This is a genomic window from Pseudomonas sp. 3-2 (assembly GCF_019710535.1).
GTDB classification, from domain to species: Bacteria; Pseudomonadota; Gammaproteobacteria; order Pseudomonadales; family Pseudomonadaceae; genus Aquipseudomonas; species Aquipseudomonas pharyngis.
Genome location: NZ_CP081200.1, coordinates 695717 through 708424 on the forward strand (window position 1 = coordinate 695717; position 12708 = coordinate 708424).

The following is a 12708-nucleotide window of genomic DNA, read 5'->3' on the forward strand; positions in this document are numbered from 1 at the left end:
CTCTGAGGCGATTTTCTTCCACGGGAATAGCCCGGCAACGCAGAATCCGACCGGCAGGCATTTTCATGCGCTCGGGCAAAGCAGGCATAATGGCGACCTTTCGCCCTCACGGTGCTGCCAGCCAGCCGGTCATCCCTTGAACGAACGCTCGATGTCAACAGCTCTACGCCCCTCGGCTTGTCCGGGGTTGCTGCGTATCGTCCAGGCGCTGGATGGCGGTATCTGCCGGATCAAACTCAATGGTGGTTCGATCAGCGCCGATCAGGCTGAGGTGGTGGCGCATGCCGCCGAGCGTTTCGCCAGTGGCGTGATCGAGGCCACCAACCGCGCCAACCTGCAGATTCGCGGGATCGATGAGCACGGCACCGCGCTGATCGACAGCCTGCTGGCCGCCGGCCTCGGGCCGCGAACCGCCGCCGGTGATGATGTGCGCAACCTGATGCTAAGCCCTGCTGCAGGGATCGACCCGCAGATGCGCCTGGATACCCGCACGCTCGCCGGGCAGATTCTCGATACCCTGCAAAGCCATCCGCGTTTCCACGAGTTGAGCGCCAAGTTCGCCGTGCAACTGGATGGCGGTGAAGCGCTGGCGATGCTCGAACATCCCCATGATCTGTGGTTGTCGGTATACGAAGAGCGCGGGGAAACGCTGTTGGCATTCGGCCTGGCGGGTTGCCCGACGGAGCGACCGCTGGCCGCCGTGGCGCTTGCGCACGGACATGCGCTGGTGGTGGCGGTGCTTGAGGTGTTCCTCGATCTGGCTCGACCGGAGCAGACGCGAATGCGTCATCTGCTGGATGAATGTCCGGCGCCGATGTTCCTGGCAACACTCGGGCGGCGGATCAGTCTGCAAAGCGTCGGCGACTGGCGGCGTGAATCGACGCCGGAAGGCTTGCACATCGGCATCCATCCTCAGCCATCGGCCGGTCAGGTGTATGTCGGTGCCGCACCGGCGTTTGGCCGCCTCGATCCGGACATGCTGCGTGGCGCCGCGCAACTGGCCAGAACTTTCGGCGACGGCACCCTGCGTTTCACCCCTTGGCAGAGTCTGTTGCTGCCCAATGTGCGGGAAACCGCTGCGGTTCAAGTGCTCGACGAATTGGGCAAGCTGAACCTGCTGACCCATGCCGAAAATCCTGTAGCGCACCTGATCGCCTGCACCGGCTCCAACGGTTGCGGCAAAGGCCTGGCCGACACCAAACACGATGCCCGCCTTTTGGCGACGCTGTTGCCCCACGCCGTGGATGTGCACCTGTCCGGCTGCCCGCGTTCCTGCGCCGCCGCCCACCGTGCTCCGGCAACGTTGCTGGCCGTCAGCCCCGGTCATTACGACCTCTACATTCGCGATGCAGCGGTGCCCGGTTTCGGCGCGCTGCACGCTCAAAACCTTACTATCGAAGCGGCCGCGACCCTGCTCGTCGCCCGCTCACGGAGCCCCTTGATGCTTGATTACATCCGCGACGGTCAGGAGATCTATCGCAACTCCTTCGCGATCATTCGCCGCGAGGCCAACCTCGCGCGCATCCCGGCCGACCTGGAAAAACTCGCCGTGCGGGTGATCCACGCCTGCGGCATGGTCGAGGCCATCGACGGGCTGCAATTCTCCGAAGGCGCCGGCAAGGCGGGGCGCGATGCGCTGGCTGCCGGTGCGCCGATCCTGTGCGATGCGCGGATGGTTTCCGAGGGCGTGACCCGTGCGCGCCTGCCGGCCAACAACGAAGTGATCTGCACCCTGCGCGACGACAGCGTGCCGGAGCTGGCGCGCGAGCTGGGCAACACCCGCTCGGCAGCGGCGCTGGAACTGTGGCGTCCGCATCTGGAGGGCAGCGTGGTGGTGATCGGCAACGCGCCGACCGCGCTGTTCTATCTGCTGGAAATGCTCGACGCCGGTGCCCCGAAACCGGCGCTGATCCTCGGCTTTCCGGTGGGCTTCGTCGGCGCTGCCGAATCCAAGGCCGAGCTGGCCGCCAACAGCCGTGGGGTGCCGTTCGTGATCATGCAGGGCCGCCTCGGCGGCAGCGCCATGGCCGCCGCGGCGGTCAATGCCCTCGCCACGGAGATCGAATGATGCAGGTTCAAGGACGTTTGATTGGCCTGGGCGTCGGCCCCGGTGATCCGGAACTGATTACCGTCAAGGCCCTGCGCCTGTTGCGCGAGTCGCCGGTGGTGGCGTACTTCGTGGCCAAGGGCAAAAAGGGTAACGCGTTCGGCATCATCGAAGCGCACCTGCAGGACGCGCAGAATCTGCTGCCGCTGGTGTACCCGGTGACCACCGAAGTGCTGCCGGCGCCGCTGTCCTACGAGCAGGTGATCAGCGATTTCTACGATGACGCCGCCGAGGAAGTGGCCGTGCATCTGGATGCCGGCCGCGATGTAGCGGTGATCTGCGAAGGTGACCCGTTCTTCTACGGTTCCTACATGTACCTGCATGACCGCCTGGCCAACCGTTATGAAGCCGAAGTGGTGCCGGGCGTCTGCTCGATGCTCGGCGGCGCGTCGGTGCTGGGCGCGCCGCTGGTGTATCGCAATCAGAGCCTGTCGGTGCTGTCCGGTGTGCTGCCTCACGAAGAGCTCAAACGTCGTCTGGCCGATGCCGACGCGGCGGTGATCATGAAGCTGGGGCGCAATTTCCCGAAAGTGCGCGATGTGTTGGCGGAACTGGGCCTGGCCGAGCGTGCGCTGTATGTCGAGCGCGCGACCATGGCCAACCAGAAGATCGTGCCGCTGGATGAGGTCGAGCCGATGTCGTCGCCGTACTTCTCGCTGATCATTGTGCCCGGCGAACGGTGGCAAGGCTGATGACTCATTCCACACCGGCCATCGTCATTCTCGGCCAGGGCGCGTTGGCCACGGCCCGTCGCCTGCAGCAGGTCTATCCAACTGCGCAGATTCATGGACTGAAAGGGCGCGTCGATGGCGCCGACCTGACTTACAGCGACTTCGGCGCGACCCTGCGCGAGCTGTATCAACAGGACACGCCGATCATTGCCCTGTGCGCGGCGGGCATTGTCATCCGCACGCTGGCGCCGCTGTTGCTGGAAAAAGGCGCCGAACCGCCGGTGCTCGCCGTGGCGGAAGACGGCAGCGCCGTGGTGCCGCTGCTCGGCGGCCTCGGCGGGGTGAACGTCATGGCCCGCGAGATCGCGGCTGCACTTGAAGTCGCAGCGGCGATCACCACCAGCGGCGAATTGCGTTTCGGCACTTGCCTGCTCAATCCACCCGGCGGTTACGCGCTCGGGGATCTGGAGCAGGGCAAGCGATTTGTCTCTGATCTGCTCGCCGGCCACAGCGTGCGCATCGACGGTGCCGCGCCGTGGCTTGCGCAGGCGCAACTGCCGGAAGATCCACAGGCGCAGCGCTCGATTCACGTGGGCAGCGATGCTCGCGCGGCGAGCGCCAGTGAGTTGTTGATTTATCCGCGCAGCGTGGCGGTGGCGGTCGGGGCCGATGTGGCCGATCTGCCGGATGCGATTCGCAATGCGTTGCAGCAGGCCGGTGTGGCGATTCAATCGCTGGCCTGTCTGGTGGCGGCGGACGTTCAGATGGCCAGCCCGGCGCTGCGTGAAGCAGCGCTCGAGCTGGGAGTGCCGCTGCGCTTTGTCGCGCCGGCGAGTGACATTGGTGAGCTGGCTCGCGATGCTGTCCCCGACGCTCGAATCATCAAAACATCCCGCGACCTTGCCATCGCAGTGGCAGAACAGCCACTGGATGTTTCGCAGATCGGTCGTCCGCGCGGACGTCTGGCCGTCATCGGCCTCGGCCCGGGCGCGGCAGAGCTGATGGTGCCGGCGGTAAAAGCCGAGCTGGCCCGTGCCACCGACGTATTGGGTTATGAAACCTACGTGCGCATGGCAGGTCCCTTCCGCGACGATCAGGTGCAGCATTGCACCGACAACCGCGAAGAAATGCAGCGTGCCCGCCACGCTTTCCGACTGGCCGCACAGGGCCGTTCGGTGATTGTGGTTTCGTCCGGCGATCCGGGGGTGTTCGCCATGGCGGCGGCGGTGCTCGAAGCGTTGCACGAGTCGACGGATCCGGCGTGGCACAGCGTCGATCTGGAAATCCTGCCGGGTGTGTCCGCCTCACTCGCTACCGCCGCTCAGGCCGGTGCACCGCTGGGACACGACTTTTGCGTGATGTCGCTGTCGGACAACCTCAAGCCGTGGTCGATCATTGAGAAGCGCCTGGACCTGGCCGCCGAGGCCGATCTGGCATTGGCGTTTTACAACCCGATCTCCCGCGCCCGTCCGTGGCAGTTGGGACGAGCCCTGGAAATCGTTGCCCAACATCGCACGCCGCAGACGCCGGTGGTGCTCGGTCGCGATATCGGCAGACCGGGACAGACTCTGCGTACCACTACGCTGGGCGCATTGACCCCGGATCAGGTGGACATGCGCACCATGGTGCTGATCGGTTCATCCACCACCTGCACCTTCCCCCGCGCGACGGAAGGCGACTGGGTGTACACCCCCCGCTGGTATGGCGAAAAGCCTGCCGGCTGATGCTCCTTTCCATGACGTGTGCCCCCTCGGGTATCGATTGACAAGACAAGGCCGCGAATGGGTTGTTCGCGGCCTTGTCTTTCGTATCGCACGGCAATTTATATATCTGTGACACTTGTTTGGAAGTTTTGATGTCGCGGGAAGTTTCCGTTGAAATCGTTTGAATGGCTTGTTGTTTGTTGAGTTGGTTTTTTTATACTAGTTTCGCTTCCGGAAAGTGCGTGTCGAATCTGTTGTTCGTGCATTGATATCAACTTGTTGCAAGAGCGGTTTTTTTGTAATGGATATTCGTGTGCGTGATTTTCAATCGGCTCGTGTAATTTATTATTTCGGGGGTTCATGTATGCGGGAAATTAATAATGATGTTGCCGATGTCGGTCATTTGAAGTTTGCGACGTTGTTCAAGTTTTCCGAATTTGAGCAGGCTTTGCAGCCTTACAAGGACAGCGCGCAATATGACGCGGCGCTTCTTTACTATTCTGCGTGTATCGATCTGCTCGACTCGCCTCGACTGTTGCAACCGCTGGCGCTGCTCAAGCAGGCACTGGGAGAATTGAACAAGGGGCGAGTGCGCCGTAGTTTAGAGAAGGCACCGGTATCGACACCGGACGGCGGGACAGCGCCGGATCTTGCGCAGATCTTTGACAGGCTCGAAGTGGTCGAGTCGCGCCTGCACTCCAGTGTCGAGTTGATGAAACTTCCGGCTACGGCCGTGCCGAAAATCCTGCACTTCGTCTGGCTCGGTGGCGGGCTCGGCGAGATCCAGCGCGACTACATCAATCTCTGGAAACAAGTGCTGGCTGGAGAGGGTTACAAGATCAACCTCTGGTATGACAGTGATGCCATGTTGGCGCATGAAACCAATCGGCTGATCAGCGAGGCTGCGAAACTGCACAGCCTGCAGAACGGCGGTATGGATAGCTCCACTGAAGCGCAGCTTGGATCAATGTATGAGGCGCGGGCCATCGTACTGAAACAGCAGATGTTCGCGCACATCAATCAGGCTGTTGCAAACGGGGTGTCGGCTGATGAGGCTCGGACGCAGTTGTTGAGTCGGGCGTACGGACAGCAGGCAGAAAGACTCAAATCGTTGAAAGAGCGCAATTTGCAGAGCGTGCATGCGTTGGTCGGTGGCGACTTGCAGTTGCGTGATCTCGCCGGGGCTGCGCAACCCATGCGGCTACAAGCGATCTACGATCAGGAGATGCGCTTGCGCGGCAATCTTGCCGCCGGGTCCGATGTCGTGCGGCTGGAGGCATTGCTCCCCGAAGGGGGGCTGTACGCGGATGTCGATAATCTCCCGCCGTTCATGAAGGTACTGGGCGGCGTGGATATCAGTACGGTCGGAAGCGATGGCCAGCGGGGGATTTTGCAATTATTGCTGGACCACAATCCGCACTGGATGCCGGGGCGCCAGGCAGTGCGCAGCGGTTACACGGATTATGCCGACAGTATTCCCGCAGAGCATCGCCAGGCGCTGGAAGCGTTCGCCAGAAGCAGCCCTGCGTTGAATCAGGTTTTCCAGCCCCCTTCCGATCTCCTTGCACGCCCCTACATGTTGCGTGCTGTGCGTGAGGGCAATTCGTTGAGCAATGCCTGGCTGATGGCGCACCCGGGCTCGCCAATGCTGGAGGCCGTCATGCAGCGGCTGCGTTTTAACTATCAAGTGGTCAACGCAGTGTTCCGGACGGCGGCTGAAAGAGGTATAGCCCCTCACGACGATGACTCCATGCAAGCCCTGGCGATCGCGGAGCTTGAGGAGCGCCTCGGTGCCCTGGAGGGGCTGTCGGACGAGGATGAAATCGCGATGAGATATCTGGCGGACGCCGCTGCCAGTTACTACAGCGACGGCATTCGCCTTGAACGTGAGGGCACGATCTATCTCACCGGACCGGCTGCCATGCGTCTTGGCATGGGAGATTACGAGCAGGCGCATTTCACCCCGCGTGCTGGCGAAGCCTCTCGGGCTGAAGTCGGCATTGAACCGAAGGGCACGGTCAGTCGTTCAAGCGAGGAAGAGCTGGATCATTCCTGGAAAGAAAACGGAGCCGATGAACAACAGTGGGTCAGGAACGAACAGCAGCGTTTTCGCGACGGCCGATACACCACCCGTTACGCCGGCGACCTCGACGAACTGCTCAATCATTCCACCGTCGAGTTCGAGCTCGGCTGGCCGCTCATTGAAGGGCGCCATGTTCTGCTGACCGGGCTGCTGCAACGCCTGGCCGAGCGTCTGGGTAAACCGTTTACCCAGGCGATGATGAACGGCCATGACGGCCCGGTAGTGTTCGTCGACCGGCTGCCACTGGATTTCGACGACCGTCAGGCGATCCGCAATCAGGACACGCGGCTGCGACCACCGGCTTCTCTGGCCAATGAACAGACCCGGAGCCTTGCGCTGGACGAAGTGCTGGTGCGTCTGGGGGCGGGCTCCTTGCAACGGGCTCACCTCAGTCCGTTGCAGCGCCTGACACTCGGGGCCTTGCTCGGCGTTGAATCGCTGGATGAACAGAGTTTGCTGGCGCAGAACAGTGTGATGGAAAACCTGATCAACAGTGTCAGGGAGCGCGGGACTTCGGGACGGTTCGGGGCGATCGAGCAGCATCTGTTTCAGCGCAGGGACACCGCATTCGTTGCCGGGTTGAACAGTGTCCAGCACGAACTGCCGATGGACTTGCCGAGTGCGCTGAGTCTGAAGAAAGCCGCCCTGGCCGGGGCGACGACGCTGTATGAGTGGGGGCAGCAGGTCGCGCAGATCAAGAAGGTGGCCCTCCAGGAACATCGTGAGCAAGTGCAGGATCGCCTGGAGCAGGTGCTCAATCAGCTCGAGGGCGGTGCCGTGAAACTGGCGCCACAGGACCTGCTGATGCACGGAATGGGCGATATGACTGCCGGGCGATGTTTTCCTCTTGCGCTGGCGATGAGTGCAGCCATCACTGAGGGCAAGGCTGCCACCCAGCGATTGCACGAGCGTTTTTACCTTGCGGTACTCGAGCCGGAACACGCTGACACAATCGCCTTTCTGGGGGCACTTGAGGAGATGCGTGGCGTGAAGTATGGCGATGTCGGGACTCCGCTGGGGCGGCTGGATCTGGACCAGGTCACGGCGACCCTCGAGGAGTCTGTCGGTACTCGAACCTTGATGCTCAACTCTGACAATCATTCGATGCTGGTTGCTCGTACCGTCAACGGCACGGAAGTCATCTACCACTTTTATGATCCCAACTTCGGCCTCTTCGAGTTCGAGACTGCTGCCACATTCAGAGCGGTACTGACGAAATTTTTCCAGAGAGGCATGACCAGACATTACGCCGCCTATGGTGAGCCTGACCGTCCGCAGTTCGATCTGATCGATCTCCAGGGGGAACGGGTAGCCGATCTGGATCTGTCGAGCGGTGCCAAGGTGGCACACCTTTTAAGGGAGGATGCGTTGCCGAGCATGCCGCTGCGCAGGGTTCGCCAGCGGCTTTTCAGCGCACACGGACAATCGCTGGTTGAAAATCCACACCTGGCCAGCACATTGCTGCAGTCCGACAGCCACTGGTGGGCCGAACAGGTCGCAGACGTGACTTCGCGGTTGCAGGAGGGGCATGAGTCAGTGTCGCCACTGGTGCCGTTATTCGAGTCGCTGGAGGTCACCCTCGAGGGCACTTATCGGGTGAGCATGCTCGATCCGAAGAGCGGCGAGGTGATGGCAACGGTCATCAGCCGCGACAGCCGTCTGCTGCGGATCAAAAATTATCTGGCCGAGCTGTTTTCGACGCTGGCCCAAAAACGTACCCGGGCCGGCGCGCCAGTCGATCCGACGGAAGCTTCCGCTGTTCACACCCTCAACGCCGGGTTCGCCGTTCAGGCGTTGATGAATGCCTTGCGCGACCGCGAAGGTGAAGGCCGCACATTGACCACCGCCGTGCAATGGCATGCCTACGTCAACTATGCGCAGCTGGTGCATGGCAATCTGGTGGACGTGGCGGGGCTGGTCGGGGTCCTGCAAACGGCATTGCGTGATGAAAGGATCATGGCCCGGACCACTGGGCAAGTGGTGGCCGAAGCGCTGGCGCCACTGACCGCCAGGACATTGGGCAATGTGGCGGGGCATGTGGCCAATGAAGGCGTTGGCGCGGTACTGGGGCTGGCCAATGTCGGGTTCGATATCTATCAGTTGGCGAACGCAAAGAACGATGTGGAGGTCGCGACTTACGGTACTCAGTTGGGCTTTGACGCGGCGAGCCTGGCCCTGACCGGTACAGGGCTTGCTGCGGCGGCCCTGGGGGCGGGTACGGCCGCTGCGGTGCTCGGTGGCGCCGGGGTGATTCTGGGCGGGCTGGCGATCGGGGTGACCGCGTTGGCACATGCCTACGCCATCATTGCCGAGGAGGCAAAAGCCGTCGGTCTGTTCTTCGATGAAATCGAGCAGGCTCATCGCGGTGCCGGCTACCGGTACGACGGCACGCAAGGTGCCTGGCTGCCGCGACCGTCGCTGATTATCAGGCAGCTGGATCTGGGCAACGGCAGGATGCAGCTGGACAGCACCCGGCTGTATCCGCTGCGTGATCATTTCGGAGTGCCGGAATTCGAAGCCGATTACTCACGCGCCATCAACCTCAGTGCCGAGCTGGGCTATCCCGACGAGATGAGTTTCGCTCCGCATGCCGATCAACCCATCGTTTTACCCTGTACACCACTGAACTGTTATCGCTACGAGTACAAGACCCTGCCGTTTGTCTCGGTGTTTCACGACAAGGGTTTTGACATTGCACGTCGCCTGGAAAAGAAAAAACCGGACGGCCAATGGCTGTTCCTGTTTTCGTTCTATTCCTTTCCCAGCGAATACGTCGTCTATCGGATTTATCCCGATTACCGACCCACCGACATCACCGTCAAGCTTGATGCCCGCGAGCGCAAGCTGGTCGTGCCGGTGATCCCGTCCCTGTGGCGGGGCAAGGTTTCCTATCGGCTGCAGGGGGGCGGCGGGACTTGCACGCTGGTGCTCAATCCCGGTGTCGACGTTGAGTTGCAGACGATCGGTGCGCAGAAGGATCGCTGGATTATCGCGGCGCCCTGGGCTCGTGAAACCGACATCGTGTTCGGCGAGGACGGCCGGTTCAGCGTCAAGGATTGCCGGTTCAAGGTCAGTGCCGGTGTTCCACCTGATCTGTATGTGCTACTCGAAGGCGGCAACCTGTTCAAAGTCGAAGGCCGCATACTCACGTTATTGCTGGACCACCCCCCTCAGGAACAGCACGGACAGGTATTGCAGAATCATCTGCAGGAACTGGCCCGGGCCCATCGGCTGGTGCTGCCCTACACGCCGATCCACGATTATCTGATTCCATTCGAACCAGCCGATGCACCGCGTTACACCACCGGTTGGTACGACGCCCGTGAGGACCGGATTCTTTACGTGCGCAATGATGACGTGTCGGCCGACGATGCGCAGTTGTCGGTCGTGGTGGGCGAGTCGGCGTTTTTTCAATCGGCCGAGGGTTTCGAAATCTGGCAGGTCGAGGCGAACACCGGGTTGCTCAGCCATCGCTATCGTCTGTTGTTAAAGCCGCGTGGCACCAGCTCGATTCGCAGTGTGGAGGCCGACGGGCAGGGTGTGGTTCATGTGGTGCAGGAGTATCTGCAGGCCGACGGCCGTGTGGAGCGCTTCAATTACCTCATTCACGATGGGCAGTTATGGTTGAGTTCAGTCACGCGCGGTCTTGAACCGGCATTCGAGGCGCTCCTTGATGAAACGGCCCCGTTGACCGATTGGACGTCTGTGCTCGGCGAACAGATCGTGCTCAAGTCGAGTCATGACAAGTCCTACGCGACGGTCCACTGGCAGCTCGCGCCCTATGTGTCGATCTGCTGGATGATCGAAAAAAACCTCCGTGACATGGCCTGGATCCGCACCCGCGACGACCTGATCATTCGCCCGGTGCCGCGTCGTCATCGCGCCCGGGGCTGGGCCGATTCGATCCAGAATCTGAACGACCTGATGCTGCTGACGGTGGCTGATGACAGCGATGTATTTGTCATCTATGACCGTAACGCGCAGACCCTGTGCCGGACGCACCGCACCAAGGTCAAGGGACAGGTGCAATGGGCACACCGCTGGGTGCAACCGGCTGGATTGAAGCAGATTGCCGCACAGGAAAACGGCTATCTGGCGAGTACCGCAGAGGGGCTTTCGTTTGAAATCGACAGCACCGGTGAGGTGCGCTTCGCCGTTGTGGGCGAACAATGGCTCAAGGGCCGCGCCCAATGGTGGCTGGCGCTGGAAGGGCTGGCCAAGCGGTACTCCGTTGAACGGTTCACGATTGTCGGCGTTGCCAATGCCACCGCAGACGCGCGTTTGCATGCCTGGTACGTGGATAGTCATCTGGTGCTGTGTAGGGCGCGACAGGGCGATGTACGTCTTCTGGGACTGACCCCCGACAGACAGGCGGCGTGGTTGTTCGAACCAGCGGCAGGGCAAGTCTGGCGGCAGGCGTTGATCGATCCGCAGCGACTGGATCAGGCGTTCGGAACCGCTGCGCAGCTGTTGCACGCTGAAGTGTTGCCCTTGCCGGAACGGCAATGGGCACCGTGGAGCTTCGCCGACGTCAGGATCGACGGTACGGGGCTGCTGGGCACGACCCTCAATGGCCAGGTGTTGCAGTTGCATGCAGAGGCGCAACCTGTGCTGGCCGGTGTGGCGCTCGATTGGGTGGTCGCTCATGACGAGCACCTGATCCGTGACCTCAAGGCCATGCTGGTGAACCAGGCGCATCGCCCGTTCATTTCCATCGCCACCCGCGACGCGAGCGCGTGCTGGTACTTCGTCGACAGTGCGCGATTGATCCGGATCGCAGCGCAGGATCTACCCGGGGATTACGAGTTGCTGGGCGTCCGGCGACCCTCGGATGTCCTTCTGAACGATTCAGGGCAGCGACTGATTCGGGGTTATCCGAGCAAGCGGCAGATCGGGCCGCTGGATTACGTCCAGCGCAACGCCGAGGTGCTGGTGATCGAAGGGCAGGTGGATGCGCCGAACTTGTTGCCGCTGATTCCCGATGGCGTGCGCACACTGGTGGTGCGGATGGGCCACGGCTCCATGAAGTGCCATCTGTCGCAGGCTCTGACGCGCAGACTGGAACGGCTGGTCATTGATGCCCGGTTCCCGATGGCCGGCCCGCCAGCGCTGATGAGTCGCCTGATCTGGACGCTGGACACATCGCAAGCGCTGGAGGTCGGCATTGCCGGGGATCACCTGGTGCTGATCGATCCTGATTCCGGACTCTGCGTGTTGTTCCGTGATGCCTGCGCGAACGATCCGGCGTTGCACGGCGACGTCATACTCGAGGTCAAGGGGTTGCGACCTTGCCAGATATCGACGCTCGCTCGAGGGATGATGGGACGCAAGGGCGGGACAGGCAGCGTGACACTCAAAAGCTTGATAGAGGAGGCGAAGAGCAAGGTCATGACTGAATCAACGATTTGAGTTAACGATTCAGTTGTGCTTGAAAAATAGTTGTCATTGACCAAAGAAGACCGCCGATGGAAGTATTGGCGGTCTTTTGCATTCCGGTTTTATGGCACCAGATAGCCCTTGACCCCGGTGAAGATGATCTGTGCGGCCAGCGCACACACGAATAATCCCATCAGGCGACTGACGATCTGCAAGCCTTGATCGCCGAGGATCCGTTCGATGCGATTCGACAGATAAAGCACGACACCCACGGTAAAGCTGGCCAGGGCGATGCTCATGATGGCGGTGAGTTTATCGTCCCAGTGGGGCTGACTGACGCCCATGACCAGCAACGCACCAATAGTGCCCGGGCCGACAGTCAGGGGAATGGTCAGCGGCACGATCGTCACGTCCTGCTGCACATTGTCCGTCTGCACCACCGACTTGCCTTGCGCCATGCCCAGTGCAGAGATGAACAGCACGCTGCCGGCGCCGATCCGGAAAGCATCCACGGTAATGCCGAACACATCGAAAATCACTCGCCCGAACAAATACAGAAGAACGCTGGAGACCAGCGTGGCGATCGCCACTTTCCAGGCCAGGCGTCGTTGCTCCTTGCGCGAATAACCACGGGTCAGGCTGATAAAGCAGGACAGCACGAAGAACGGGCTGTAGAGCACAAGCATCTTCAGGTAAACGCTGAACAACACATGGAGCATGGTTTCGACTCGCCGCTGTGGAGTGGACGACGTGGAGTCTATCAGTGGT

5 protein-coding genes and 1 pseudogene are annotated in these 12708 nt (G+C 61.4%); 5 read left to right on the plus strand and 1 reads right to left on the minus strand.

Going from position 1 to position 12708, the window contains the following annotated elements:
* Nucleotides 1-151: 151 nt before the first annotated feature.
* From cobG to K3819_RS03055, 5 genes and pseudogenes are all read left to right on the plus strand, one after another.
* Nucleotides 152-1441, plus strand: a pseudogene (gene cobG, locus K3819_RS03035) (precorrin-3B synthase); the annotation flags it as partial.
* A complete protein-coding gene (locus K3819_RS03040; RefSeq protein WP_085611016.1) occupies nucleotides 1442-2068 on the plus strand; it encodes a precorrin-8X methylmutase in 627 nt (208 codons plus the stop codon).
* On the plus strand, nucleotides 2065-2799 hold the full coding sequence (locus K3819_RS03045) for a precorrin-2 C(20)-methyltransferase (protein WP_371857894.1): 735 nt from the start codon (nucleotides 2065-2067) through the stop codon (nucleotides 2797-2799). Before K3819_RS03040 ends, K3819_RS03045 begins: the two co-directional genes overlap by 4 nt.
* Nucleotides 2799-4502 carry a precorrin-3B C(17)-methyltransferase gene (gene cobJ, locus K3819_RS03050; RefSeq protein ID WP_221398604.1) on the plus strand — a complete coding sequence of 568 codons (1704 nt, stop codon included), beginning with the start codon at nucleotides 2799-2801 and terminating at the stop codon, nucleotides 4500-4502. The genes K3819_RS03045 and cobJ overlap by 1 nt, the downstream gene beginning before the upstream one ends.
* Nucleotides 4503-4845: 343 nt before the next feature.
* Nucleotides 4846-11973: a TcdA/TcdB pore-forming domain-containing protein gene (locus K3819_RS03055; RefSeq protein ID WP_221398605.1), complete on the plus strand. Its 7128-nt coding sequence runs from the start codon at nucleotides 4846-4848 to the stop codon at nucleotides 11971-11973.
* A gap of 89 nt (nucleotides 11974-12062) precedes the next feature.
* Here the strand turns inward: K3819_RS03055 and K3819_RS03060 are convergent, their stop codons facing one another.
* Nucleotides 12063-12659 (minus strand): MarC family protein, encoded by a 597-nt coding sequence (locus K3819_RS03060; RefSeq protein ID WP_064593220.1) that lies wholly within the window; start codon nucleotides 12657-12659, stop codon nucleotides 12063-12065.
* Nucleotides 12660-12708 lie beyond the last annotated feature (49 nt).